Consider the following 25,535-nt stretch of genomic DNA (forward strand, 5'->3'; position numbering starts at 1 on the left):
TAGGAAGACTCAATGTCTGTTCAATGCCCGGCCGGGCGCCTGTGTTCCCCGGCACATGTTCGCTCTGAGCGATCGCCCGGTGACCGGGCCCGCTCCCCGTTTTTCCGTCGCGCCCTCCCGGCGCCCGCCGGCAGGATGGGCGCATGTCGTCACCGCGGGAGACAGTGGAGCGACCCCGTGTCCTGGACCGCCGTGTGGGCCCCCACGGCGAGGTGGTGCTGCGGCGGCACGGGGGACTGTTCCAGATCATCGCCAACGGCTGCTTCCTGATGGACACCTCCGACGGCCGCTCCGAGCGGCTGCTGGTCCGCGCCGCGCTCCGGGAGCTGGACGCCCACGGCCCCCGTCCCGCGCCCGGCGTGCTGATCGGCGGGCTCGGCGTCGGCTTCTCCCTGGCCGAGGCGGCGGCCGAGCCGCGCTGGGGGCGGATCACGGTGGTGGAGCGGGAGGAGGCGGTCGTCGACTGGCACCGCGACGGGCCGCTGGACGCGATCACCGCCGGGGCGCCGGCCGATCCGCGCGTGGAGGTCGTCCACGCCGACCTGGCCGCGCACCTGGCCGGCGACGGCGAGCCGTACGACGCGCTGTGCCTGGACGTCGACAACGGCCCCGACTGGACCGTCACCGAGGACAACGGCTCGCTCTACTCCCCCGCCGGCCTCGCCGCCTGCGCCCGGCGGCTCACCCCGGGCGGAGTGCTCGCCGTGTGGTCCGCGCGGCCGTCCCCGGCGTTCGAGGACACCCTGCGCGATGCCGGTTTCGTGCGGGTGCGCACCGAAGAGATACCCGTCGCCCGAGGCGTCCCGGACGCGGTCCACCTCGCCACCCGACCGGCGTAGCGCACCTCACGGCCGCCCTTTACGCTGCTCCCAGAAACCGAACAGCAGGGCTGAGGCGCGTATATGGACCACAGGAGCACGACGCAGACGCACGGCAGCGGTACCCCCGCGGCGGCCACCCCGGGCGCCCAGCGCCGGGTCCTGGTCGTGGAGGACGACCCGACGATCACCGAGGCGGTCGCCGTACGGCTGCGCGCCGAGGGCTTCCAGGTCAGGACGGCCGGGGACGGCCCGGCCGCGGTGGAGGCGGCCGAGGTCTGGCAGCCCGACCTGCTGGTGCTGGACGTGATGCTGCCGGGCTTCGACGGCCTGGAGGTGTGCCGCCGGGTGCAGGCCCAGCGGCCGGTGCCGGTGCTGATGCTCACCGCCCGGGACGACGAGACCGACATGCTGGTCGGCCTCGGGGTCGGCGCGGACGACTACATGACCAAGCCCTTCTCCATGCGGGAGCTGGTCGCGCGCGTCCACGTGCTGCTGCGCCGCGTGGAGCGGGCCACGATCGCCGCGACCTCGCCCCGCTCGGGCACGCTGCGGCTGGGCGAGCTGGAGATCGACCACGCGCAGCGCCGGGTGCGGGTCTCCGGCAAGGACGTCCACCTCACCCCGACCGAGTTCGACCTGCTGGTCTGCCTGGCCAACTCGCCGCGCGCGGTGCTCTCGCGCGAGCAGCTCCTGGCCGAGGTGTGGGACTGGGCGGACGCCTCGGGGACGCGCACGGTCGACAGCCACATCAAGGCGCTGCGCCGGAAGATAGGCGCGGAGCGGATACGCACCGTCCACGGCGTCGGTTACGCGCTGGAGGCCCCCGCACCGGCCTCCGACTGGGCCTGAGCGAGCCGGGCGTGAGCCGCCGGCGGTCCCTGTGGGGGAGGCTCTGGGAGGGTCTGCGGCCCGTGGACCCGAGACGCTCGGTCAAGGCCGCGCTGGGCGCGCTGGTGATCGTCACCGTGGCGATCACCACGGTGCTGACCATCGTCGCGTTCTACTCGGCGATCGAGCTGCGGGTGATCGCCCTGCTCGCGGTGATCGCCTCGCTGGTGGTCACCCAGTTCGTGGCGCACGGCCTGGCCGAGCCGTTGGACGAGATGACGGACGCGGCCCGGTCGATGGCCCGCGGCGACTACAGCCGGCGGGTCCGCGTCGAGCGCCGGGACGAACTGGGCGAGCTGGCCGACACCTTCAACCGCATGGCCGCCGACCTGGAGGCCGCCGACCGGCACCGCAAGGAGCTGGTGGCCAACGTCTCCCACGAGTTGCGCACCCCCATCGCGGCGCTGCGCGCGGTGCTGGAGAACGTGGTGGACGGGGTCTCGGAGGCCGATCCGGCGACCATGGACACCGCCCTGAAGCAGACCGAGCGGCTGGGCCGCCTCGTGGAGCACCTGCTGGACCTGTCCCGGCTCGACAACGGCGTGGTGCCGCTGCACGCCCGGCGCTTCGAGGTCTGGCCGTACCTGTCGGGCGTGCTCAAGGAAGCCAACATGACCAAGGGCCAGGGGCACTCCCGCACGGACGTCCACCTGCACCTGGACGTCTCCCCCTCGGGCCTGGTCGCGTACGCGGACACCGAGCGGCTGCACCAGGTGGTCGCCAACCTGATCGACAACGCCGTCAAACACAGCCCGCCCCACGGCCGGGTGACCGTGCGGGCCCGGCCCGGACGGGCCCGGCTGAGCCTGGAGCTGGAGGTGCTGGACGAGGGTCCGGGCATCCCCGAGGCGGACCGCGAGCGGGTCTTCGAGCGCTTCGACCGCTCGGCCTCGGCCAAGAGCGGCGACGGCGGCACGGGATTGGGGCTGGCCATCGCGCGCTGGGCGGTGGATCTGCACGGCGGACGGATCCGCGTGGCCGAATCCCCGCGTGGCTGCCGGATTCTTGTCACACTTCCCGGCGACTCGTCCGGAGCGGAGTTGACGTAGGGTTCGAAGAGGCAGGCTCCGAAGGAGCGGGCCGGGGACCCGTTCCGCGGTCCGGCCGTGCCAAATTCCGTGGAACCGGGTGTGTTTCCCGCCATAGAACCCGTCGAAACGCATCACTGGATGTGACTTAGGCGACGCCGACCCATGCCGACTGCACCGAACGGCGCGGGGGGGCGTAGCCTGTATTTCTGCTGTCCACCAACACAGGTAAGCGGAAGAGGGCGGTTGCCGCCGTGTCGCCACAGGCCCCCAAGACTTCGAGCTCCCCCACGACCAAGCAGGACGGGCAGGGACAGAGTCCCTCCGCCGGCTTCGGCGCCAACGAGTGGCTCGTCGACGAGATCTACCAGCAGTACCTCCAGGACCCGAACTCGGTAGACCGAGCCTGGTGGGACTTCTTCGCCGACTACAAGCCGGGACAGGCCGCCGGAGGAGCCGCGGCCCCCACGGCCTCGAAGCCGACGGCCCAGCCACAGGCCCCTCGGGCACCCCAGGCCCCTCAGGCTCCCCAGGCCCCGGCGCAGGCCGCGCCCGCCGCGCAGGCGGCCCCGGCCCCGGCCCCGGCGCCCGAGAAGAGGCCCGCCGAGCCCGCCGCCGCGCCGCCGGCGCAGGCCGCCCCGGCGAAGAGCGAGCCGGCCGGCCGGGCCAAGGCCGCCGGCAAGGCGGAGCAGGAGGCCGGCGCGGAGTACGTGCCGCTGCGCGGCCCGGCCGCCGCGGTCGCCCGCAACATGAACGCCTCCCTGGAGCTGCCCACCGCCACGTCGGTGCGCGCGGTCCCGGTGAAGCTGCTCATCGACAACCGCATCGTCATCAACAACCACCTCAAGCGCGCCCGCGGCGGCAAGGTGTCCTTCACGCACCTGATCGGCTACGCCATGGTGAAGGCGCTCAAGGCGATGCCGTCGATGAACCACTCGTACGCCGAGAAGGACGGCAAGCCGACCCTCGTCAAGCCGGACCACGTCAACCTCGGTCTGGCCATCGACCTGGTGAAGCCCAACGGCGACCGCCAGCTCGTCGTGGCCGCCATCAAGAAGGCCGAGACGCTCACCTTCTTCGAGTTCTGGCAGGCCTACGAGGACATCGTCCGCCGCGCCCGCGCGGGCAAGCTGACGATGGAGGACTTCACCGGCGTCACCGCGTCGCTGACCAACCCCGGCGGCATCGGCACCGTCCACTCGGTGCCGCGACTGATGCCCGGCCAAGGCGTGATCCTGGGCGTGGGCGCGATGGAGTACCCGGCCGAGTTCCAGGGCACCTCGCAGGACACCCTGAACAGGCTGGGCATCTCCAAGGTCATGACGCTGACCAGCACCTACGACCACCGGGTGATCCAGGGCGCCGCCTCCGGCGAGTTCCTGCGCATCATCCACCAGCTGCTGCTCGGCGAGGACAACTTCTACGACGAGATCTTCGAGGCGCTGCGCATCCCCTACGAGCCGGTCCGCTGGCTCAAGGACATCGACACCAGCCACGACGACGACGTCACCAAGGCCGCCCGCGTCTTCGACCTGATCCACTCCTACCGGGTCCGCGGCCACGTCATGGCCGACACCGACCCGCTGGAGTACAAGCAGCGCAAGCACCCCGACCTCGACATCACCGAGCACGGTCTCACCCTGTGGGACCTGGAGCGGGAGTTCGCGGTCGGCGGCTTCGCCGGCAAGTCGGTGATGAAGCTGCGCGACATCCTGGGCGTGCTGCGCGACTCGTACTGCCGCACCACCGGCATCGAGTACATGCACATCCAGGACCCCAAGCAACGCAAGTGGATCCAGGACCGCGTCGAGCGCCCGCACTCCTCGCTCGACCGTGACGAGCAGCTGCGCATCCTGCGCCGCCTGAACGCCGCCGAGGCCTTCGAGGTCTTCCTGCAGACCAAGTACGTCGGCCAGAAGCGGTTCTCGCTGGAGGGCGGCGAGTCCGTCATCCCGCTGCTGGACGCCGTGCTGGACGCCGCCGCCGAGGCGCGGCTGGACGAGGTCGTCATCGGCATGGCCCACCGCGGCCGGCTGAACGTGCTGGCCAACATCGTGGGCAAGTCCTACGCCCAGATCTTCCGCGAGTTCGAGGGCAACCTCGACCCGAAGTCGATGCACGGCTCCGGCGACGTGAAGTACCACCTGGGCGCCGAGGGCACCTTCACCGGCCTGGACGGCGAGGAGATCAAGGTCTCGCTCACCGCCAACCCCTCCCACCTGGAGGCCGTGGACCCGGTGCTGGAGGGCGTGGCCCGCGCCAAGCAGGACGTCATCGGCAAGGGCGGCACCGACTTCACCGTCCTGCCGGTCCTGCTCCACGGCGACGCGGCCTTCGCCGGCCAGGGCGTGGTGGCCGAGACCCTCAACATGTCGCAGCTGCGCGGCTACCGCACCGGCGGCACCGTGCACGTGGTCATCAACAACCAGGTCGGCTTCACCGCTCCCCCCGAGTCGGCGCGCTCCTCGATGTACGCCACCGACGTGGCGCGGATGATCGAGGCGCCGATCTTCCACGTCAACGGCGACGACCCGGAGGCCTGCGTCCGCGTGGCGCGGCTGGCCTTCGAGTTCCGTCAGGCGTTCAACAAGGACGTGGTGATCGACCTCATCTGCTACCGCCGCCGCGGGCACAACGAGACGGACAACCCGTCCTTCACCCAGCCGCTGATGTACGACCTGATCGACAAGAAGCGCTCGGTGCGCAAGCTCTACACCGAGTCGCTGATCGGCCGGGGCGACATCACCCTGGAGGAGGCGGAGCAGGCGCTCCAGGACTTCCAGGGCCGGCTGGAGAAGGTCTTCACCGAGGTCCGGGAGGCGACCGCCACCCCGGTCCAGGTGGAGCCCGAGGCGCCGCAGCCGGAGTTCCCGGTGGCGGTGGAGACGGGTGTCAGCCAGGAGGTCCTCAAGCGGATCGCCGAGTCCCAGGTCAACATCCCCGAGCGGATCACCGTCCACCCCAGGCTGCTGCCGCAGCTCCAGCGCCGCATGGCGATGGTCGAGGAGGACAAGATCGACTGGGGCATGGGCGAGACCCTGGCCATCGGCTCGCTGCTGATGGAGGGCGTCCCCGTCCGGCTGGCCGGACAGGACTCCCGCCGCGGCACCTTCGGCCAGCGCCACGCCGTCCTCATCGACCAGAACACCGGCGAGGACTACACCCCGCTGCTGTACCTGTCGGAGGACCAGGCCCGCTTCAACGTCTACGACTCGCTGCTGAGCGAGTACGCGGCGATGGGCTTCGAGTACGGCTACTCCCTGGCCCGCCCCGAGGCGCTGGTGATGTGGGAGGCGCAGTTCGGCGACTTCGCCAACGGCGCCCAGACGGTGGTCGACGAGTTCATCTCCTCGGCCGAGCAGAAGTGGGGCCAGACCTCCGGTGTGACCCTGCTGCTGCCGCACGGCTACGAGGGCCAGGGTCCGGACCACTCCTCGGCCCGGATCGAGCGCTTCCTCCAGCTGTGCGCGCAGAACAGCATGACGGTCGCGATGCCGACCCTGCCGTCGAACTACTTCCACCTGCTGCGCTGGCAGGTCCACAACCCGCACCACAAGCCGCTGATCGTCTTCACTCCGAAGTCGATGCTCCGGCTCAAGGCGGCGACCTCCAAGGCGGCGGAGTTCACCTCCGGCGGCTTCCGTCCGGTCATCGGTGACGCCTCGGTCGACCCGGCCCAGGTCACCAAGGTGGTCTTCTGCTCCGGCAAGATCTACTACGACCTGGACGCGGAGCGCAGGAAGCGGGGCGTGACCGACACCGCGATCATCCGGCTGGAGCGGCTCTACCCGCTGCCCGGCAAGGAGATCCAGGAGGAGATGGCGCGCTACAGCGGGGCCACGAAGATCGTCTGGGCCCAGGAGGAGCCGGCGAACCAGGGTGCCTGGCCGTTCATCGCGCTCAACCTGGTGGACCACCTGGACGTGTTCATCGGGTCCGGCAAGGCGCCGAGCGCGGACCGGCTGCGCCGCGTCTCGCGTCCGTCGTCCTCGTCCCCGGCGGTCGGCTCGGCCAAGCGCCACCAGGCCGAGCAGCAGCAGATCGTGAACGAGGTCTTCGACCTCTGACGGCCGGAAGACGGCCCGATCAGGCGGGGCCCACCGCACGGTTCGTGCGGTGGGCCCCGCCGCGTGTCCGACGACCGCCCACCACCCGCGAAGACCGCCTCCGCGCCCGCATACGCTGAGCTGAGGAGAGACACCCCCGGCACATGGGAGCACCGATGTACTTCACCGACCGCGGCATCGAGGAGCTGGAAGAGCGGCGTGGCGACGAGGAGATCACCTTCGGGTGGCTCTCCGAGCAGTTGCGGACCTTCGTCGACCTCAACCCGGACTTCGAGGTGCCCGTGGAGCGGCTCGCCACCTGGCTGGCCCGGCTGGACGACGAGGACGACTGAGCCCGCCGTCCGGCAGCGTCCCCGCCCCGTCCCGGCCGTTCCGCCGCGGGCGGGGCGGAACGTCTCCTTGACTTCCCGCGAGCGCGATATATCGTCTCTCTGGAAGACGCGATATGTCGTCGTACGCCGAGGCAGGGGAGGCCGTCGTGTCAGGCCGGTCCGAGTGGTCCGTGGGCGAGCCGCGCAGGCTCGACCTCGACGAGACCCTTCACACGCTGCGGGTCCGTGTCGTGGGGGGCACGGTCAACGTCGTCGGCACCGACGACCCGGCCACCCGGCTGGAGATCGGCGCCCTCGACGGGCCTCCGCTGACCGTCACGCTGGAGGACGGCGCCCTCACGGTCGCGTACGACGACCTGCCCTGGAAGGGCTTCCTCACCCTGCTCGACCGCAAGGGCCCGCAGCGCCGCGCCGACGTGTCGCTCGCCGTGCCCGCCGGGGTCCGGGTGGAGGTCGGGGTGGTCGGGGCCGACGCGGTCGTCACCGGCGTCGAGGGCCGCACGGACGTCCGCGGCGTCACCGGCGGCGTCACGCTGGTGGGCCTGACCGGCCCGGTACGGGCCGAGACGGTCTCCGGCTGCGTCGAGGCGCAGGGGGTGACCGGCGACCTGCGGTTCGCCTCCGTCTCCGGCGACCTGACGGTCGTCGACGGCGGCGGCTCGTCGGTACGGGCCGACTCGGTCGGCGGCGACATCGTGCTGGACCTCGACCCGGTGCGGAAGGACCGGAGCACGGACGTCCGGCTCACCTCCGTCTCGGGCGAGATCGCCATCCGGCTGCCGCACCCGGCCGACACCGTGGTCGACGCGAACACCGCCGGCGGTGCCGTCTCCTGCGCCTTCGAGGACCTCCGGATCTCCGGGCAGTGGGGGGCCAAGCGGATCACGGGCACCCTCGGGGCGGGCACCGGGCGGCTGCGGGCCACCACCGTCTCCGGCTCGATCGCCCTGCTGCGTCGCCCACCGGTCGACGACGGCGCCTGCGGCGCCCCCGTCTCCCCCGACGACACGGTCCCCGTGGCCGAGCCCTCCCTCCGTAAGGACGTGTGACATGCCCCCCGTCTTCGCCCACGGCCGACTGCGCCTGTACCTGCTGAAGCTGCTCGACGAGGCGCCGCGCCACGGCTACGAGGTGATCCGGCTGCTGGAGGAGCGGTTCCAGGGTCTCTACGCGCCCTCCGCCGGCACGGTCTATCCGCGCCTGGCCAAGCTGGAGGCCGAGGGCCTGGTCAGCCACACCACCGAGGGCGGTCGCAAGATCTACTCCCTCACCGACGCCGGGCGTGCCGAACTCTCCGACCGGCAGCCCGAGTTGACCGATCTGGAGCGGGAGATCCGCGAGTCGCTGGCGGCCCTGGCCGCCGACATCCGCGAGGACGTCAGCGGCGCGGCCGGCGATCTGCGCCGTGAGGTGCGCGAGGAGGCGCGGCGCAACCGCAGCGTCGGGGACGAGGAGTTCTTCCCCGGCTGGGACGGCTGGGAGGCCGCCTGGGAGGCCGCCTTCCAGGGTCCCTGGGGGGACAAGGAGGCGCTGCGGAGGGCGAAGGAGGAGATGCGCCGGGCCGGGGAGCAGTTGAAGGAGCAGGCCCGCCGCGCCCGGCAGGAGGCCCAGCAGGCCAGGGTCCAGGCGCGCAAGGCCCGCCAGGCACGGGACGCCGCCCGGGAGGAGGTCGAGCGGATCACCCGTCAGATCCAGGAGCAGGTGCAGTCGGTGCAGGCCCGGGCCCAACAGGGCGACTGGCAGGGCGCGGTGCGGCTGGGCGTGTCCGAACTGGCCCGGCAGATGGGCAATCTGGGCCGGATCACCGGTCACACCACGCCCTGGCCGCCGTACTTCACGTCCGGCGCCCCCTCCGAAAGCCGAACCGACGCCCCGACCGACACCCCCGACGCGCCGGCGCCGGAGTGGGCTGCGGAGTCCGCCTCCTCCGGCGACCCGCAGCGCGATCTGGAACGGCTGCTGGACCGGTTCCGCGACGACGTGCGGGACGCGGCCCGCGACCACGGGGTCAGCGAGGAGCAGGTGGGCGAGGCCCGCCGCCACCTGTCCACGGCGGCGGCCCACATCGTCGCCCTGCTGCGCTCCCCGCGCCCGGAGTAGTGCCCCGAGGACGGCTGTGGCAGGGTCTGCCCATGACCTCGTCGACCTCACCGGCCTCGCCGGCCCCGTTACCCGGCGCGCCGACCGCACCGTCGCGCGGCGGCCGTACGCACCGACCGGCCGCCGCGGCGCTCCTGGCCGCCGCCCTCCTCCTCACCGGCTGCGGCACCGAGCGCGCCACGGACATCGCAGCGCCGTCCGCCGCGCCGTTCCCGTCGGCGTCCGCCTCGCCGTCACACCCCGGTGCGAGCCCGTACGTCGAGCCCGGCGTCCCCGCGGACGGAGCGCCCCACCACGGTGGGAACAACGCCTTCCGCAAGAAGCTCGACCTGTCACCCGAGGAGCGGCGTGCGGGCGAGGCCGCGGCCGATCGCATCCGTCCGGCCCTGAAGAGGCTCCGCGAACGCGGTGAGACGGACCCGGAGTCCGTCCGCGCCGCCCTCCTCGCCCTGGACCACCGGGAGGAGAGCGTCACCGTCCCGCCCGCGTCCCACTCCTCGGACGGGAGAACGGAGTTCACCGTCTCCCTGAGGGACGGCGCGTGCGTCTCGGGAGGCGTGGACGACGAGGGCGAGTGGATCGAGGTCCACGGCCCCTACCTGGAGGGCGGCTGCCAGGAGCCTCGCGGCGGCCACTGACCGGCGGCCGCCGCGAAGGGACTCCGGGCCGGACCGTCAGACCGTCAGGACGATCTTGCCGAAGAGGTCGCCCGTCGCCATCTTCTCGAAGCCCTCGCGGGCCCGGTCCAGCGGCAGGACGGTGTCGATCACCGGGCGGACGCCCTTGGTCGCGCAGAAGCTCAGCAGCGAGGCCAGCTCCTCCTTGCTGCCCATCGTGGAGCCGACGACCTTCAGCTCCAGGAAGAAGATCCGGTTCAGCTCCGTGGCGGGCGGGTTCGGACCGCTGGTCGCGCCCGAGATGACCAGCGTGCCGCCGGGCTTGAGGGACTTCACCGAGTGGGACCAGGTGGCGGCGCCCACCGTCTCGATCACCGCGTCCACCCGGTGCGGCAGCCGGGCGCCGCTCTCGAAGGCGGCCTCGGCGCCCAGCTCCTCGGCGCGCTTGCGCTTGGCCTCGTCGCGGCTGGTGGCGAAGACCCGCAGGCCCGCCGCGGCGCCCAGCACGATGGCCGCCGTGGCGACACCGCCGCCCGCGCCCTGGACCAGGACGGAGTCCCCGGGCCGCACGCCGGCGTTGGTGAACAGCATCCGGTAGGCGGTCAGCCACGCCGTGGGCAGGCAGGCGGCCTCCTCGAAGGAGAGCTCCTTGGGCTTGGGCAGGACGTTCCACTGCGGCACGGCCACCCGCTCGGCGAACGTGCCCTGGTACTTCTCGGTCAGGATCGAGGGCCTCTCGCGCGGCCCGACCCCGTGGCCGGTCGCGCCGATCACCGAGTACAGCACGACCTCGTTGCCGTCGGAGTCCACCCCGGCCGCGTCGCAGCCGAGGATCATCGGCAGCGACTCCTCGCCCAGGCCCACCCCGCGCAGGGACCACAGGTCGTGGTGGTTGAGGGACGCGGCCTTGACGTCGATGGTCGTCCAGCTCGGCGGAACGTCCGGCTCCGGACGGTCGCCCAGTTCGAGTCCGTTCAGCGGTTGGTCGCGGTCGATGCGCGCGGCATAGGCAGCAAACATGATCAGAACCCTAGGGCGCGCGGGAGCCGGGGGGAACCGGGCGCCGGTGTGACGCACGCCGCGACCCGCGAGGCGGTGCGCCACGGCACGGCACGGCGCGAGCGGGGACGCGGACGGGGGCGGGAAAACGCGAGGGCGGTGCGCCCCGGATCGGGGTCGCACCGCCCTCGCGTCGCCGGCTCGGAGGATCCCGGCTCAGAGGACCTTGGACAGGAACGCCTTCGTCCGCTCGTGCTGCGGATTGGTCAGCACCTCGCGCGGCAGGCCGGACTCGACGACCACGCCGTCGTCCATGAAGACCAGCGAGTCGCCGACCTCCCGGGCGAAGCCCATCTCGTGGGTGACGACGATCATCGTCATGCCGTCCTCCGCGAGGTCGCGCATGACGTCCAGCACCTCGCCGACCAGCTCCGGGTCGAGGGCCGAGGTGGGCTCGTCGAAGAGCATCAGCTTGGGTTCCATCGCCAGCGCGCGGGCGATGGCCACCCGCTGCTGCTGGCCGCCGGAGAGCTGGGCGGGGTAGTGGTCGGTCCGCTCGCCGAGGCCGACGCGGTCCAGCAGCTTCAACGCCCGCTCCCGCGCCACGGCCTTGGTCTCGCCCTTGACCTGGACCGGCGCCTCCATGACGTTCTCCACCGCCGTCATGTGCGGGAAGAGGTTGAAGCGCTGGAAGACCATGCCGATGTCACGGCGCTGGGCGGCGACCTCGCGCTCCTTGAGCTCGTAGAGCTTGTCGCCCTTCTGCCGGTAGCCGACGAGCCGGCCGTCGACCCACAGCCGTCCGGCGCTGATCTTCTCCAGGTGGTTGATGCAGCGCAGGAAGGTGGACTTGCCGGAGCCGGACGGGCCGACCAGGCAGAACACCTCGCCCGGTGCCACCTCCAGGTCGATGCCCTTGAGGATGTGGGCGTGGCCGAAGGACTTGTGGACGCCTTCCGCCTTCACCATCGGGGTGGTCATATCGTCTTCCCTCCCACCTGGCTGGGCGTGCGGAACGAGGTGAGCTGTCCCCTGATCCGCTGGAGCGGCGTCGGGGGCAGTTCCCGGTTGCTGCCCCGGGCGAAGTGGCGCTCCAGGTAGTACTGGCCGACGCTGAAGAGCGTCGTCAGCGCCAGGTACCAGACGGTGACCACCATCAGCGCCTCCATGACCGCCAGGGTCCGGGAGCCGAAGTCCCGGCTGGCCAGGAAGAGCTCCTGGTAACCGATGGCATAGGCCAACGAGGACGTCTTGAGCATGTTGATGAACTCGTTGCCGGTGGGCGGGATGATCACCCGCATGGCCTGGGGCAACACGATGCGGCGCATGGTCTGCGAGCTCTTCATGCCCAGCGCGTGGGCCGCCTCGGTCTGGCCGCTGTCCACCGACTGGATGCCGGCCCGGCTGATCTCCGCCATGTACGCCGCCTCGTTGAGGCCGAGGCCCAGCAGGGCCGCGACGAACGGCGTCATGACGTCGTTCATCTCGTTCCTGTACAGCGGACCGAGGTCCACGTACTCGAAGACGATCGACAGGTTGAACCAGAGGAAGATCTGGACCAGCACCGGGGTTCCGCGGAAGAACCAGATGTAGGCCCAGGCGACGCCGCTGAGCACCGGGTTCCGCGACATCCGCATCACCGCCAGCACCATGCCGAGGACGACGCCGATGAGCATGGAGTACACGGTGATCTTCAGGGTTTCCCAGGCCCCGGTGACGAAGGTTCCGTCGGTGAGGTACTTGCCGACCAGGCCCCAGTCGATGTCGGCCCGGGCGAAGGCCGCGACCAGCAGGGCGAGCAGGGCGATGACGACCGCCGCTCCGATCCAGCGGCCGTAGTGCCGGACCGGAATGGCCTTGACGGCCTCGGGCGGTAGGGCGGCGGAGCCGCCGGAGGGCCCGGCTCCAGGGTTCACCTGGGCCGGGACCTTCTCGGTCTTGTCGTGGGATTCGGTCACGGAAGCGTTGCCTTAACTCTGTGCGGTGGGGTCTCGGCGGGGGTCACTTGCCCGCGTTGACGGTGGCTTCCTCGATCGCTCCGGCCTCGGCCTTCCACTTCTTCAGGACCTTGGCGTACTCGCCGTTGTCGATGATCTCCTGGACCGCCGCCTTGAGGGCGTCGCGCAGCTGGGTGTCCTTCTTGTTGACGGCGATGCCGTAGGGAGCGGCGTCGATCTGGTCGCCGACGACCTCGAAGAGCTTGCCGCCACCGGCGTTCAGCTCGTTGTAGAGCGCCACCGGGAAGTCCGTGACGACGGCGTCGGCCCGCCCGTTCTGGAGCTGCGTGATGGAGTCGGTGTCCTTGTCCGCGATGAACGCGTCGAGGCCCCCGTCGCACTTCTTGTCCTGCTCCTTGACCAGCGTCTCGTTGGCGGTGCCGCGCTGCGCGGCGACCTTCTTGCCGCAGAGGTCGTCGAGCGTCTCTATGTTCTTCGGGTTGCCCTTCTTGACCAGGATCGCGGAGCCGGCCTTGAAGTAGTTGACGAAGTCCGCGCCTCCCTCGGCGTCCTTGCTCTCGCCCTGCTGGCGCTCCTTGGTGTCCGTCATGGCCGACATCACGACGTCGTAGCGGCCGGAGTTCATGCCGAGGACGAGCTGGTCGAAGGTGCCGTTCTCGAACTTGAGCTCGACGCCCAGCACCTTGCCCATCGCCTCGGCCAGGTCGGGGTCGATCCCGTCGGGCTCGCCGTCCTCGTTCATGAACTCGATCGGCGCGTAGGCGATGTCCGAGCCGACCTTGATGACGCCCGCGGACTGGATGTCCTTGGGGAGCTTGTCGAAGAGCGGGGCCTCGGAGGTCTTGGCCTTGGGTTCGCCGCCGCCCTCACCACCGCTGTCGGTCTGGTCGCCGCACGCCGTCAGCAGCAGGGAGCCCGCGACCGCGAGGGCTCCGACCGCGACGAGACGCCGGCGCGCGGACGGACGGGAGGTGCCTCCCACCGAGGGCAGGGGGCGGGTGGTGCGTGCGGTCATGGGTGGTCCTCCTGCGGGGTGAGTGGAGTAGCCGATCAGCCGGGCACGCCTCCACCGGACGCGGCGCGGCACTCTGCGATGAAGGGAATCTTGCCATCCGGCCACCGAAGGCCAGGATGGTAACCAGGTCAAAATCGGATAACGGGATACCAGGATCGATCATCGAACGACGGTTACGGCCGGTAAGCGTCTGCTCATATGAGCGCCAGGGTGAACAGAGGGAGAGTTTCATCACTCCCCTCCGGCCGCGTCCACCCGGCCTTCCCCTCTCTGTCCAGGGCTTTCGTTCCCCGTCGCCCTGGCCGCGGAGGCATTCGGCGGCGTCCGGAGAGGCGAATCCCACTCGTCCGTCGCGTCGGGCATCCGGTAGAAAGAGCAGTTACACCCCTCACCCGGGGACCAGGGCGCGTGTGCGGCGCGCCCGGCGTCCGCACCCCCCTCGACGGTGGCCCATCCGCCGGACAGGCCGCGGACGTGGTGCCCGCCCGCTCCTCGACCAGGCAGCGGCCACCCTCGCAGAAATTTTCGACAAAGGGGTTACAACAGTGGCAGCGGAGATCGTCAATTCCGGGAGCGAGCTGGAGAGCGATGTCGATCCGGCCATCGACCCGGCCTTCGCCCTGCACCGCGGCGGCAAGATGGCGGTCCGGGCGACCGTGCCGGTGCGGGACACGGACGACCTGTCCCTGGCCTACACACCCGGTGTGGCCAAGGTGTGCAGCGCCATCGCGGAGCAGCCGGACCTGGTCCACGACTACACCTGGAAGTCCCAGGTCGTGGCGGTCGTCACGGACGGCACCGCGGTGCTGGGCCTGGGCGACATCGGCCCGGAGGCGTCCCTCCCGGTGATGGAGGGCAAGGCCATCCTCTTCAAGCAGTTCGGCGGCGTGGACGCGGTCCCGATCGCCCTGGACTGCACGGACGTGGACGAGATCGTGGAGACCGTCGTCCGCATGGCGCCCTCCTTCGGCGGCGTCAACCTGGAGGACATCTCCGCACCGCGCTGCTTCGAGATCGAGCGCCGCCTCCAGGAGCGTCTGGACATCCCGGTCTTCCACGACGACCAGCACGGCACGGCCGTCGTCACGCTCGCCGCGCTGCGCAACGCCGCCCGGCTGCGCGGCGTCGAGCTCGGCGCGCTGCGCGCCGTCATCTCCGGCGCGGGCGCGGCCGGCGTGGCCATCGCCAGGATCCTGGTCGAGGCGGGCATCGGCGACGTGACCGTCTGTGACCGCAAGGGCATCGTCTCCCTCGACCGCGCGGACCTCACCGACGTCAAGCGGGAGCTGGCGGGCTTCACCAACCGGGCGGGGCTGACCGGGTCGCTGGAGACGGCGATGGAGGGCGCCGACGTCTTCATCGGCGTCAGCGGCGGCACGGTTCCCGAGGAGGCCGTCGCGAGGATGGCGGCGGACGCGTTCGTCTTCGCCATGGCCAACCCCACGCCGGAGATCCACCCGGACGTGGCCCGCAAGTACGCCTCGGTCGTCGCCACCGGCCGCAGCGACTACCCGAACCAGATCAACAACGTCCTCGCCTTCCCGGGCATCTTCGCGGGCGCCCTCCAGGTGCGGGCCTCGCGGATCACCGAGGGCATGAAGCTGGCCGCGGCCGACGCCCTGGCCTCGGTGGTCGCCGACGAGCTGAGCGCGGAGAAGGTGATCCCCTCGCCGTTCGACGAGCGGGTCGCCCCGGCGGTCACCGCCGCCGTCGCCGCCGCCGCGCGCGCGGAGGGCGTGGCCCGGCGCTGAGCGCCCCGAACACGGCCGCGGGGGCGGCGCGGACCGGACGTATCCGGTCCGCGCCGCCCCCGCGGCCGTTCGCCGTCCGGACCCCTGCCCGGTGCCGGGCGCCCGCACCCGGCACCGGCGCCCGGCGTCACTTCAGGGCGAGCACCATCCCGTCGGTCGGCGACGCCCACACCAACCGCGCCTCGGCGAAGCCGGCCGCCCGCAGCGCGTCGACGTGCCAGGCCGCGGACTGCGGCCGGCCGTCGGCGTGGTCCCCCTCCGTCGGGTCGCCGAAGATGCGGAAGCGCTCGGCGGTCGGCTCCGCCAGCACCGGGTCGGCGGCGGCCATCGCCCACCACTCGGCCCAGTCCTGCGCGCCCGCGGCCTTCTCCCGCTCGCGCCGCGCCCGGTGGAAGGCGTTCACGGCCTCGTTGATCCGGGGCGTGGTGTCGTCGGGCATGTGGTCGGCGTTGAGGAAGATCCCGCCGTCCCGCAGGACGCCCGCGATCCGGCCGTACAGCGTCCGCAGCTCGTCCTCGCGCAGCCAGTGCAGCGCGGTGGCGGTGAGCACGGCGTCGTACTCCTGGTGCGGCAGGGCGTCGCACCACTCCGGGTCGCGCAGGTCGGCTCGGACGAACTCCACGCGGGAGTCGGCGGCGAAGTGTCCGCGCGCGATGGTCAGCAGGGCCGGATCGAGGTCGATCCCGGTGCCGGTGGCCTTCGGGAACCGGCGCAGCAGGCGGTCGGAGATGCTGCCCGTGCCGCACGCCAGGTCCAGTACCTTCGGCTCGGGGCCGACCAGCGCCTCGACCGCGTCGAGCATCACCCCGAACCGCTCCTCGCGATCGGGCAGGTACCACTCCTGCTGGCGGTCCCACGTGGACTGCCAGTGACGCCAGTCCACGCGTACGGTCGTGCCCGCCTCGGTCATGACAAACCCCCTGCACTCCGAAGAAGTAATAGCCTGGACGAGAGAAAGACCCTTACTTCGTCCGCCCATGACCATAGAGCGCATCCGTAAGGACCACAAGTGGAACTGAACTATTACTCGGACTACGCCGTGCGGCTGGTGAACACCGAACAACCCCAGCGCGGCGAGGACACGCTCACCTCGGTCGAGGCCGTACGCGACCTCTTCGGCCCCAACCAGAGCGCGGCGCGGCGCGCCACGGAGGCCGACGTGACCAGGCTGCGCGGGGTGCGGACGCGGTTGCGCGCGGTCTTCACGGCCGCCTCGGAAGGGGACGAGGTCAGGGCCGTGGACCTCCTCAACGCCCTGTTGATGGAGTTCCCGGCCAGCCCTCAGATCTCCGGCCACGACCACCTGGACGACAAGGGCCGCCCGCGCTGGCACATGCACCTGGCCGACCACCCCGCCAACGCCACGGCCGGGTACGCCGCCACCGCCTGCATGGGCCTGGCCTTCCACCTCACCGAACTGGGCGTGGAGCGGCTGGGCATCTGCCAGGCCGACCCCTGCCGCAACGCCTACCTGGACACCTCCACCAACCGCTCGCGGCGCTACTGCTCGGACCGCTGCGCGACCCGCGCCAACGTCGCCGCCTACCGAGCCCGCAAACGCCTGGAGAACAGCGGCCGCACCGCCGAGAAGAGCCAGCCGAGCAGCGCGCCGGGGGTCCGCTGAACCTGCCGCAGGGGCCGCAGCCGCACCCACGCGCGCGCCACCACGAGGTCGTCGGGCACCACCCCGAACTCGCGGCTGTCGTTGCGCACGGACGGGTTGTCGCCCTGGACCCACCAGCCGCCCGGACGCCGTTCCACCGCGCGCTTGACGATCAGCAGGTCGTGCTGGAAGGGATGCCGCACCACCACCACGTGCCCGGGCCGCACCGCGCCCCCGTAGCGCACCACCAGCAGGTCCCCGGGGCGCAGCGTCGGCTCCATCGAGGGGTTGTAGACCTCGGCCAGCCCGATCCGCAGCAGCCCGCGGCCCTCCTCCTCGCCCACCTGCTCCGGCATTCGCGGCACCTCCGGTCCTCGTCCCTGTACCAGCGCCCCTTCCCCGGTCCTCCCCGCTCCGCCCGGACTTTTGTCCTAAGCCGGTGGGGGCACACGCGAAAAGGCGTTCCTCACGGAGTAATCTCACACGTGAGAAGACGATCACGAGGAAGGACGGCTTTCATGCTCTCCCGCCTGTTCGCCCCGAAGGTCAAGGTCAGCGCCCACTGCGACCTTCCCTGCGGTGTCTACGACCCTGCCCAGGCCCGCATCGAGGCGGAGTCGGTCAAGGCCATCCAGGAGAAGTACCAGGCCAACGACGACCCGCACTACCGGGCCCGTGCGACGTACATCAAGGAGCAGCGGGCCGAGATCGCCAAGCACCACATCTCCGTGCTGTGGAGCGACTACTTCAAGGCCCCGCACTTCGAGAAGTACCCCCAGCTCCACCAGCTGGTGAACGACGCCCTGAAGGCCGCCTCGGCCGCCAAGGCCTCCACCGACCCGGCGACGGGCCAGAAGCTGCTGGACCTCATCGCCGAGATCGACAAGATCTTCTGGGAGACCAAGAAGGCCTGATCCCGGGCCGTGCCGCTCGACTCGCGGCGATCTCCCGAACGGGAAGTCCCACCCCTCCGCACCCGGTCCGCCGGACTCTGGTCACCGAGTCCGCGACGGACCGGGTGCGGTCGTCTTCCCGCTCGTTCCCGGGCCGCGGCTCGGGCGCGGCGCCGGCGTCACACCGCGTCCGCGCCCGCCTCCGCGGCGGCCACCCGGTCCGGGAGGGGCTCGCACGGCTCGCGCCAGGTCCTCGGAACGGTGTCCAGGCCCGTGCGGGCGGCGACGACGCCGCCGGTGATGGCGCAGGTGGTGTCCACGTCCCCCAGGCCCTCGGCCGTGGTCCACAGCGCCGGGACCGGATCGTCCTGGTGGTGGGCGGCGCTCCACAGCGCGAACGGCACCGTGTCCGAGGCCCGGACGCGGGAGCCGTTGCCCAGCCGCTCGGCCGCGCGGTGGACCGGGGTGTCGGCGGGAGGCCGGCGGCGGTCAGCAACCCGTCGCGGATCGGTCCGGCGGGCGTGGCCGCGGCCGTCTCGCCGAGCAGGTCGCCGGGGGAGCGCGCCGCCCCTCCGTGACCGCGACGGCCCCGGCCACCCCCTCGGGGTGGGTGTGGGTGACGGCCGCCGAGGCGGCGGCCTCGGCCGCGGCCCGGTCCGGATCTCCGGCGAACCACGCGCCCAGCGGGGCGACGCGCATGGCGGCCCCGTTGCCGAGACTGCCCCGGCCGTCGAAGAGCGGCCGGGCACGGGTCTCCCAGGCGCCCGGCTCGGACGCCGGCCGCGGCAGCAGCTCGTGCGTGCCGTACCCGTGGCCGCGGCCCGGATCGGCCTCGTACGCCGCGGCGAACTCGCGGGCCGGTGCCTCCGGATCGACGGCCCGGGCCCGCAGCAGCACCCGCACCACGCACAGCGCCATGGCGGTGTCGTCGGTCCGGCGCCAGGGCTCCTCGGTGGGGGCCTCACGGGCGCGGATCATCGCGACCGCGTCCTCGGGGGCGTAGGAGAACCACCGCCGGCCGAATCCGTCGCCCAGCGCCAGGCCGCGCAGGCTGTCCAGCGCGGCACCGCGCGCACCGTCCCGTTCCGTCCCCGTGCTCGCCATGCCGTCATGCCGGCCGGTGGGGCCGTCCGACGCCATCCCCGCTCCCGGTGCGTTCCGCTCGCGGCGCGTCCCGCTCCCGGTGTGTCGTCCGGCCGCGGGCGGGCGCGGACAGGCCAGCGGCCCGCAGCGATGCGGTCGCTGCGGGCCGCTGGCCCGACCGTTCGTCCGCGCTCAGACGAGCTGGGCGAGCTGGGCACGCCCGAACAGCAAGGCGTAGCCGGGCGGAAGCCGGTCGATGATGCGGTCCAGCAGGTCGCCGCCGGCGATCTCGGCGACGACGCTCAGCACCGAGCTGACGTCCCAGCGCGCGGTCGCCGGGGTGGCGCCCTCGATGCGCGCCGCGACGCTGTCGACGAACTGCGCACCGCTCAGGGGCTTGGCGACCTGGAGCTGGTCGGTCAGCACGCGCATCCCCTCCTCGGGGAGACGGACGGCCAGCTCCGTGCGCTCCGGCCCGGTGAGGTGGCCTCCCAGGGCCGAGAGCACGATCCGCGAGACGCGTTCGGCCTCCTTGGTCGTCGGGTACTGTCCCCGTTCGCGTACCTTCGCCACGAACTCGCTCCACCGCATGTCCATCTCCCCTTCCGTACTGCTGCTGGTACCGGTGAGGTGGTCGGCACGGGCCGTCGCTCGCTGTTCCGGCGTGCGCAGGGCAGCCGACGCGGCACTGAGTGCAATGCCCTCTATACATCTGTATAGCTCAGGTCAAGAAAACTTGACAACAGCCGACTCACAGCAGCACAGCCACCTCGTGTCAGCCCTGATCACGGGGGCGCGCCGGCGGGCTTCCACGGATCGGGGCGTACAGCCATGTGCCCCGGAAAAGCGCTTTCACACGGGCGAGAAATCGACATTCGCGATGGCGCACGGACCACCCGCGTTCCTTCCTCCCTCACCGACCACAGCGCCCGAGTTCACCGCGGTCGCCGGCCCTCCCCCACCCCGACGCCCGGCCTTCGCGGGCGGAACGGCGGCCGGGTCGGGCGGCCCCCTCGCCTCCTCCCCGCCCGCCGGGTGCGGACCGGGGTGACACGGAGTGCCACGCCGGCGGGACAATGGCACGATGAGCAGCGCGACCCCCGGCCGGTCCCCCGGCCCCCTCCCGCCCGACCCCGAGGCGGCCCTGGACGCCCTCGCCCCGCGCCTGCCCTCCCCGCTGACGGAGGTGGTCGACGAGCGCTTCGCGCGCCACGGCGTCCGCCTGCTGCTCAAACGCGACGACCTGATCCACCCCGACCTCGTCGGCAACAAATGGCGCAAGCTCGTCCCCACCCTGCGCACCGCCCTGCGGGACGGCCCGCGCACCCTGCTGACCTTCGGCGGCGCCTACTCCAACCACCTGCGGGCCACGGCCGCCGCCGGGCGCCTGCTGGGGCTGTCCACGATCGGGGTGGTGCGGGGCGAGGAACTGGCCGACCGGCCGCTCAACGACTCCCTCGCCCGCTGCGTCGCCGACGGCATGCGGCTGCGCTTCGTGACGCGGGCCGAGTACCGGCGCAGGGACGACCCGGAGTGGACCGACCGCCTCCACGACCTCTTCGGCCCGTTCCTCCTCGTGCCGGAGGGCGGCAGCAACGCGGCGGCCGTGCGGGGCGCCGCCGAACTGGGCCGGGAACTGCGCGGCGCCGCCGACGTGGTGGCCGTCGCGTGCGGCACGGGCGGCACGCTCGCCGGGCTCGCCGCCGGACTGGCGCGCGGACAGCGGGCCGTCGGCTTCGCCGTCCTGCGGGGCGGCTTCCTCGCCGGCGAGGTGGAGCGGCTCCAGCGCGCCGCCTTCGGCGGTCGCCGCGGCTCCTGGACGGTGGAGGACCGCTTCCACTGCGGCGGCTTCGCCCGCACCACCGCCGACCTGGAGGCCTTCGCCCGGGACTTCTCGGCGCGGCACGGGCTGCCGGACCTGGACCGCGTCTACGTCGCCAAGACGCTGTACGGGCTGAGCGTCCTGGCCGGGGAGGGCGCCTTCGCCCCGGGAACGTCGGTGGCCGCCGTGGTGACCGGTTAGCCTTCCCACGTGATTCGAACGGCCACCCCCGCGGACGTCCCCGCGATCCACGCCATGATCCGCGAGCTGGCGGAGTACGAGCGCGCGCTGGAGCACGCCAAGGCGACCGAGGAGCAGTTGCGCGACGCCCTCTTCCGCGAGAACCCCGCCGTCTTCGCGCTGGTGGCCGAGGACGACACCGACGGCGAGCCGGTCGGCTTCGCCCTGTGGTTCCTGAACTTCTCGACCTGGACCGGGACCCACGGCGTGTACCTGGAGGACCTGTACGTCCGCCCCCACGCGCGCGGCGCGGGCCACGGCAGGGCGCTGCTGGCCGAACTCGCCCGCCTCTGCGTCGAGCGGGGTTACGAACGCTTCGAATGGTGGGTACTGAACTGGAACGAGCCCTCCATCGGCTTCTACAAGTCGCTCGGCGCCGAGCCGATGGACGAGTGGACGGTCTTCCGGCTCTCCGGCGAACCGTTGCGCACCCTCGCCGCCCGCACCGGAACACCGGGCGGAACGGACGGATCCGCGGCCCCGGGAACATCCGGGGACCGATGAGCGCTGTGGAACGCCGTGGAGCGCTGTGGAACGCCGTGAACACGGCGTGGGCGGAATGGATTTGGCACCGCAGACCCCTAGCCACGCACAGTGTTCGTGTGTTTACTATGGGTGACGTTCGCGGGAAAGGTGCCGATCGGGACTCGGGCGACAGCATGCCCCGGATCGCGATAGCGTCGCAGGCGAACGATCTGCCGCGCCGATCCGTTCACCCTCCGACACGAGGGCGCCGGACCGGCGTTCGCAGCCATCAGCTTGTGTCACCTTGGAGGTGAGGGTGTCCCAGATCGCAGGCGAGCCCGGGACGCAGGACTTCGTCGAGGTCCGGCTGCCCGCCGCGGGCGCCTATCTGTCGGTGCTGCGCACCGCCACCGCCGGTCTCGCGGCCCGTTTGGACTTCACCCTCGACGAGATCGAGGATCTGCGCATCGCCGTCGACGAGGCGTGCGCCATCCTGCTTCAGCAAGCCGTTCCCGGCAGCGTGTTGAGCTGCGTCTTCAAGCTCGTCGGGGACTCCCTGTGGGTGACCGTCTCGGCGCCCACCACCGACGGCCGCGCGCCCGAGCGCGACACCTTCGCCTGGACGGTGCTGTCCGCGCTGGCGGGCGAGGTCGACTCCACCGTGGCCGAGGATCGCACGGTCAGCATCAGCCTGCACAAGAAGCGCGGCGCCGGCCCAGGGGCGTCGTGACCGACGCACACGGGCCGGTACGGGACAAGGGGGTCGCTGTGAACGACCTGGAGAGCGAAACGCGGACGGGCCGCCACGAGAAGGCGGCCGGTCCGATCATCCCCGAGCAGCACGCCCGGCCTCATCCGGCCGATTCCCATCGGCGAGCGGAGCGGGCAGAGCGAGCGGGTGCCATGGAGGACCAGCAGCACGGGCACGTGGACGGCACGGACGAGCACCACCACCGACCCGGTGCACAGGACCGCGGCGGCGCACGGGACCTCTTCGTCAGACTGCGCGGTCTTCCGGACGGCTCTCCGGAGAGGGCCGAACTCCGCAACACCCTGGTACGGATGCACCTGCCCCTGGTCGAGCACCTGGCGCGGCGCTTCCGCAACCGGGGCGAGCCGCTGGACGACCTGACGCAGGTCGCCACGATCGGCCTGATCAAGTCGGTGGACCGCTTCGACCCGGAGCGCGGCGTGGAGTTCTCCACCTACGCCACCCCGACGGTCGTCGGCGAGATCAAGCGGCACTTCCGCGACAAGGGCTGGGCGGTGCGGGTGCCGCGCCGGCTCCAGGAGCTGCGGCTGTCCCTGACGACGGCGACCGCGGAGCTCTCCCAGCAGCACGGGCGCGCCCCGACCGTCCACGAGCTGGCCGAGCGGCTGTCGATCTCCGAGGAGGAGGTGCTGGAGGGGCTGGAGTCGGCGAACGCCTACAGCACGCTCTCCCTCGACGTCCCGGACACGGACGACGAGTCCCCGGCCGTCGCGGACACCCTCGGTGCCGAGGACGACGCCCTGGAGGGCGTGGAGTACCGCGAGTCCCTCAAGCCGCTGCTGGAGGAGCTGCCGCCGCGCGAGAAGAAGATCCTGCTGCTGCGGTTCTTCGGCAACATGACCCAGTCCCAGATCGCCCAGGAGGTCGGGATCTCGCAGATGCACGTCTCGCGTCTGCTGGCCCGCACCCTCGCGCAGCTGCGCGATCGGCTGCTGGTCGAGGAGTAGGGGAACGGTCGGGAGCCGTCGGGGAGCGACGGCCGGGTACGGCGGTCAGGCGTCCCGTGGCTCGCGCGGGCCGACGCCCAGGGCCTCGGTGGCGGCCGGGCTCAGCACGCAGACCAGCACCGCGAGCGCGGTGAGCGCGATGGTCACCCCGCCCGCGAGCCACACACCGCCGTTCTGGGCCATCTGCCAGCCCACCGGGACGGCCATGAGCTGCACGATCACGGCCGGTCCGCGGCTCCACCGGCGCAGCAGCCACAGCCCGCGCGCGGCGGCCAGCGGCAGGACGGCCAGCGCCAGCACGGTCACGGCTCCGGTGAGCGCCTGGACGGTGTCGTCGGCATGGCTCCCGGTCAGGAGCATGACCAACATGCCGATCCCCAGGCCCGCCACCACCACTCCCTGTACCGCCACCAGCACGGCCGCGGCGGTGAGCCGGGCCGGGCGGGGGGAAGAGGGGGTGCGGGGGGCGTCGGCGGAGGATGCGTCCGTGCTCACACCGTCAGGGTAACGGTGGGCCCTCGCCGGGCGGTCGCCGCCCACCCCGGGGTTGGGTCGCCTCGACGGCGGATGGGTACCCTGCACTCCATGCGCGCACTCCTCGTGGTCAACCCGACAGCCACCACCACCAGCGCGCGGACCCGGGACGTGCTCATCCACGCCCTGGCCAGCGACCTCAAGCTGGAGGTCGTCACCACCGAGTACCGGGGCCACGCGCGCGACCTCGGGCGGCAGGCCGTCCAGCGCGGGGAGATCGAGCTGGTGATCGTGCTCGGCGGGGACGGCACGGTCAACGAGGTCGTCAACGGACTGCTGTACGAGGGCCCCGCTCCCGACGTCCTCCCCCGCCTCGCGGTCGTACCCGGCGGCTCGACCAACGTCTTCGCCCGTGCGCTCGGCCTGCCCAACGACGCGGTGGAGGCCACGGGCGCCCTGCTGGACGCGCTGCACTCGGGCAGCGAGCGGACCGTGGGCCTGGGCTTGGCGGCCGGTACGCCGGGCACGGAGGACGCGGAGGTGCCCGCCCGTTGGTTCACCTTCTGCGCGGGGCTCGGTTTCGACGCCGGCGTGGTCGGCCGGGTCGAGCAGAAGCGGGAGCTCGGCAGGCGTTCGACGCACGCTCTCTATCTGCGCCAGGTGATACGGCAGTTCCTGGGGGACGCGCACCGCCGCGAGGGGACGATCACGCTCCGGCGGCCCGGCGAGGACCCCGTCCACGGCCTGGCCCTGTCGATAGTCTGCAACACCGCGCCCTGGACCTACCTGGGCAACCGCCCGGTGTACGCGGCCCCCCGGGCCTCCTTCGACACCGCGCTCGACGTGCTCGGTCTGACCCGGCTCACGCCCTCCGCGGTGACCCGCTACGGGACCCAACTGCTGGCTTCCTCGCCCGAGCGCGGTCCGCGCGGCAGGCACGTGGTCTCCCTCCACGACCTCACCGACTTCACCTTGCATTCGCAGGTTCCCTTGCCGTTTCAGGTGGACGGTGACCACCTGGGACTGCGTACGAGTGTGACGTTCACAGGCGTACGCCGTGCACTGCGTGTGATTGTGTAAGTGGATGTGGTGAAAGTCCTTTCACTCGAACGTTTAGGCCAGGATCCACCCCCTGGAAGTACGGCTGTGACCTACCCGACACCAAGGAATCAAAAAAAACTTCCGGGAAGGGGTTGTATCCGTCGCCGAGGTTTGCGAGGCTCTTCATGGCGATCGGGACGGTCGACGCCGACCCCCTTGAGAGCCCCGAATCCTCCTCCTCATCCCCCTAGGGACACACCCGGGAAACTGGGCGATGCCCCTTCCCTTGTGGAGGGATTCGTGAAAGCGTTCACATTCACAAGCAATTACCGCAACGCGTAGGAGATGGAGCAGCCATGGACTGGCGTCACAGCGCCGTTTGCCGCGAGGAAGACCCCGAGCTCTTCTTCCCGATCGGCAACACCGGTCCCGCGCTGCTGCAGATCGAGGAAGCCAAGGCCGTCTGCCGCCGCTGCCCCGTGATGGAGCAGTGCCTGCAGTGGGCGCTGGAGACCGGTCAGGACTCCGGTGTCTGGGGTGGCCTCAGCGAGGACGAGCGCCGCGCCATGAAGCGCCGCGCCGCCCGCAACCGGGCGCGCAAGGCCACTGCCTGACGCCC

General features: G+C 71.8%; 27 protein-coding genes. 17 read left to right on the top strand and 10 right to left on the bottom strand.

All coding sequences use genetic code 11. From position 1 onward, the window contains the following. Positions 1-143: 143 nt before the first annotated feature. The 8 genes from ABD335_RS28520 to ABD335_RS28555 all read left to right on the top strand — a co-directional run bounded on the left by ABD335_RS28520 (position 144) and on the right by ABD335_RS28555 (position 9,874). Positions 144-839 (top strand): spermidine synthase family protein, encoded by a 696-nt coding sequence (locus ABD335_RS28520; RefSeq protein WP_344328676.1) that lies wholly within the window; start codon positions 144-146, stop codon positions 837-839. A 63-nt stretch (positions 840-902) separates the two neighbouring features. Continuing rightward, positions 903-1,670, top strand: coding sequence for a response regulator transcription factor (locus ABD335_RS28525; protein ID WP_344328678.1), 768 nt, complete (start codon positions 903-905; stop codon positions 1,668-1,670). Beyond that, positions 1,667-2,758, top strand: a complete 1,092-nt coding sequence (locus ABD335_RS28530; protein ID WP_425583779.1) for a HAMP domain-containing sensor histidine kinase — start codon at positions 1,667-1,669, stop codon at positions 2,756-2,758. Before ABD335_RS28525 ends, ABD335_RS28530 begins: the two co-directional genes overlap by 4 nt. A gap of 233 nt (positions 2,759-2,991) precedes the next feature. Next, positions 2,992-6,804, top strand: a complete 3,813-nt coding sequence (locus tag ABD335_RS28535) for a multifunctional oxoglutarate decarboxylase/oxoglutarate dehydrogenase thiamine pyrophosphate-binding subunit/dihydrolipoyllysine-residue succinyltransferase subunit (protein WP_344328679.1) — start codon at positions 2,992-2,994, stop codon at positions 6,802-6,804. Between the two features lie 155 nt (positions 6,805-6,959). Further along, on the top strand, positions 6,960-7,136 hold the full coding sequence (locus ABD335_RS28540) for a DUF6104 family protein (protein WP_344328938.1): 177 nt from the start codon (positions 6,960-6,962) through the stop codon (positions 7,134-7,136). A gap of 146 nt (positions 7,137-7,282) precedes the next feature. Next, a complete protein-coding gene (locus ABD335_RS28545) occupies positions 7,283-8,185 on the top strand; it encodes a DUF4097 family beta strand repeat-containing protein (protein ID WP_344328681.1) in 903 nt (300 codons plus the stop codon). 1 nt (position 8,186) lies between these two features. After that, the gene (locus ABD335_RS28550; protein WP_344328683.1) at positions 8,187-9,236 is read left to right on the top strand and encodes a PadR family transcriptional regulator; all 1,050 of its coding nucleotides are present in this window, start codon (positions 8,187-8,189) and stop codon (positions 9,234-9,236) included. Positions 9,237-9,268: 32 nt separating this feature from the next. Further along, entirely contained in the window at positions 9,269-9,874 is a 606-nt protein-coding gene (locus ABD335_RS28555; protein WP_344328685.1) for a hypothetical protein, read from the top strand. 36 nt (positions 9,875-9,910) lie between these two features. Here the strand turns inward: ABD335_RS28555 and ABD335_RS28560 are convergent, their stop codons facing one another. From ABD335_RS28560 to ABD335_RS28575, 4 genes are all read right to left on the bottom strand, one after another. Beyond that, complete coding sequence (locus ABD335_RS28560) at positions 9,911-10,873, bottom strand: zinc-binding dehydrogenase (RefSeq protein ID WP_344328687.1); 963 nt, start codon at positions 10,871-10,873, stop codon at positions 9,911-9,913. 195 nt (positions 10,874-11,068) lie between these two features. Further along, a complete protein-coding gene (locus ABD335_RS28565; protein ID WP_344328688.1) occupies positions 11,069-11,833 on the bottom strand; it encodes an amino acid ABC transporter ATP-binding protein in 765 nt (254 codons plus the stop codon). Continuing rightward, positions 11,830-12,810: an amino acid ABC transporter permease gene (locus ABD335_RS28570; RefSeq protein ID WP_425583769.1), complete on the bottom strand. Its 981-nt coding sequence runs from the start codon at positions 12,808-12,810 to the stop codon at positions 11,830-11,832. The genes ABD335_RS28565 and ABD335_RS28570 overlap by 4 nt, the downstream gene beginning before the upstream one ends. A 43-nt stretch (positions 12,811-12,853) precedes the next feature. Further along, on the bottom strand, positions 12,854-13,825 hold the full coding sequence (locus ABD335_RS28575; RefSeq protein ID WP_344328690.1) for an ABC transporter substrate-binding protein: 972 nt from the start codon (positions 13,823-13,825) through the stop codon (positions 12,854-12,856). Between the two features lie 545 nt (positions 13,826-14,370). Here ABD335_RS28575 and ABD335_RS28580 point away from each other — a divergent pair. After that, entirely contained in the window at positions 14,371-15,576 is a 1,206-nt protein-coding gene (locus tag ABD335_RS28580; protein WP_344328692.1) for an NAD(P)-dependent malic enzyme, read from the top strand. Between the two features lie 127 nt (positions 15,577-15,703). On the opposite strand, the gene ABD335_RS28585 is transcribed toward ABD335_RS28580, so the two are convergent. Next, positions 15,704-16,486, bottom strand: coding sequence for a class I SAM-dependent methyltransferase (locus ABD335_RS28585; RefSeq protein ID WP_344328693.1), 783 nt, complete (start codon positions 16,484-16,486; stop codon positions 15,704-15,706). A gap of 99 nt (positions 16,487-16,585) precedes the next feature. Between ABD335_RS28585 and ABD335_RS28590 the strand changes: the two genes are divergently transcribed. Beyond that, positions 16,586-17,200: a CGNR zinc finger domain-containing protein gene (locus ABD335_RS28590; RefSeq protein ID WP_344328695.1), complete on the top strand. Its 615-nt coding sequence runs from the start codon at positions 16,586-16,588 to the stop codon at positions 17,198-17,200. Here ABD335_RS28590 and sodX read toward each other — a convergent pair. Next, on the bottom strand, positions 17,119-17,535 hold the full coding sequence (gene sodX, locus ABD335_RS28595; protein WP_344328696.1) for a nickel-type superoxide dismutase maturation protease: 417 nt from the start codon (positions 17,533-17,535) through the stop codon (positions 17,119-17,121). The two genes, ABD335_RS28590 and sodX, sit on opposite strands and share 82 nt — an antisense overlap. A 162-nt stretch (positions 17,536-17,697) precedes the next feature. Between sodX and sodN the strand changes: the two genes are divergently transcribed. Further along, a complete protein-coding gene (gene sodN, locus ABD335_RS28600; RefSeq protein ID WP_344328697.1) occupies positions 17,698-18,093 on the top strand; it encodes a superoxide dismutase, Ni in 396 nt (131 codons plus the stop codon). Between the two features lie 158 nt (positions 18,094-18,251). On the opposite strand, the gene ABD335_RS28605 is transcribed toward sodN, so the two are convergent. The 3 genes from ABD335_RS28605 to ABD335_RS28615 form a co-directional block, all read right to left on the bottom strand. Then, positions 18,252-18,512 (bottom strand): ADP-ribosylglycohydrolase family protein, encoded by a 261-nt coding sequence (locus tag ABD335_RS28605; protein ID WP_344328942.1) that lies wholly within the window; start codon positions 18,510-18,512, stop codon positions 18,252-18,254. Between the two features lie 49 nt (positions 18,513-18,561). Further along, a complete protein-coding gene (locus ABD335_RS28610) occupies positions 18,562-19,176 on the bottom strand; it encodes an ADP-ribosylglycohydrolase family protein (RefSeq protein WP_344328699.1) in 615 nt (204 codons plus the stop codon). Between the two features lie 171 nt (positions 19,177-19,347). Next, a complete protein-coding gene (locus tag ABD335_RS28615; protein WP_344328700.1) occupies positions 19,348-19,752 on the bottom strand; it encodes a DUF2267 domain-containing protein in 405 nt (134 codons plus the stop codon). A 487-nt stretch (positions 19,753-20,239) separates the two neighbouring features. On the opposite strand from ABD335_RS28615, the gene ABD335_RS28620 reads away from it, so the two are divergent. The 4 genes from ABD335_RS28620 (at position 20,240) to ABD335_RS28635 (ending at position 23,401) form a co-directional block, all read left to right on the top strand. After that, positions 20,240-21,178 carry a 1-aminocyclopropane-1-carboxylate deaminase/D-cysteine desulfhydrase gene (locus tag ABD335_RS28620; protein ID WP_344328701.1) on the top strand — a complete coding sequence of 313 codons (939 nt, stop codon included), beginning with the start codon at positions 20,240-20,242 and terminating at the stop codon, positions 21,176-21,178. 9 nt (positions 21,179-21,187) lie between these two features. Further along, positions 21,188-21,721, top strand: a complete 534-nt coding sequence (locus ABD335_RS28625; protein WP_344328703.1) for a GNAT family N-acetyltransferase — start codon at positions 21,188-21,190, stop codon at positions 21,719-21,721. A 277-nt stretch (positions 21,722-21,998) separates the two neighbouring features. Further along, entirely contained in the window at positions 21,999-22,412 is a 414-nt protein-coding gene (locus ABD335_RS28630) for an ATP-binding protein (RefSeq protein WP_344328705.1), read from the top strand. A 38-nt stretch (positions 22,413-22,450) separates the two neighbouring features. Beyond that, the gene (locus ABD335_RS28635) at positions 22,451-23,401 is read left to right on the top strand and encodes an RNA polymerase sigma factor SigF (RefSeq protein ID WP_425583770.1); all 951 of its coding nucleotides are present in this window, start codon (positions 22,451-22,453) and stop codon (positions 23,399-23,401) included. Positions 23,402-23,446: 45 nt separating this feature from the next. On the opposite strand, the gene ABD335_RS28640 is transcribed toward ABD335_RS28635, so the two are convergent. After that, positions 23,447-23,896: a hypothetical protein gene (locus ABD335_RS28640; RefSeq protein ID WP_344328707.1), complete on the bottom strand. Its 450-nt coding sequence runs from the start codon at positions 23,894-23,896 to the stop codon at positions 23,447-23,449. Between the two features lie 90 nt (positions 23,897-23,986). On the opposite strand from ABD335_RS28640, the gene ABD335_RS28645 reads away from it, so the two are divergent. Together ABD335_RS28645 and ABD335_RS28650 are read left to right on the top strand one after the other, a co-directional pair. Beyond that, positions 23,987-24,955, top strand: a complete 969-nt coding sequence (locus tag ABD335_RS28645; RefSeq protein ID WP_344328708.1) for a diacylglycerol/lipid kinase family protein — start codon at positions 23,987-23,989, stop codon at positions 24,953-24,955. Between the two features lie 317 nt (positions 24,956-25,272). Then, positions 25,273-25,530, top strand: a complete 258-nt coding sequence (locus ABD335_RS28650; protein ID WP_324921795.1) for a WhiB family transcriptional regulator — start codon at positions 25,273-25,275, stop codon at positions 25,528-25,530. Positions 25,531-25,535 lie beyond the last annotated feature (5 nt).

Origin of the sequence: Streptomyces macrosporus (assembly GCF_039533145.1) — a bacterium.
Classification (GTDB): domain Bacteria; phylum Actinomycetota; class Actinomycetes; order Streptomycetales; family Streptomycetaceae; genus Streptomyces; species Streptomyces macrosporus.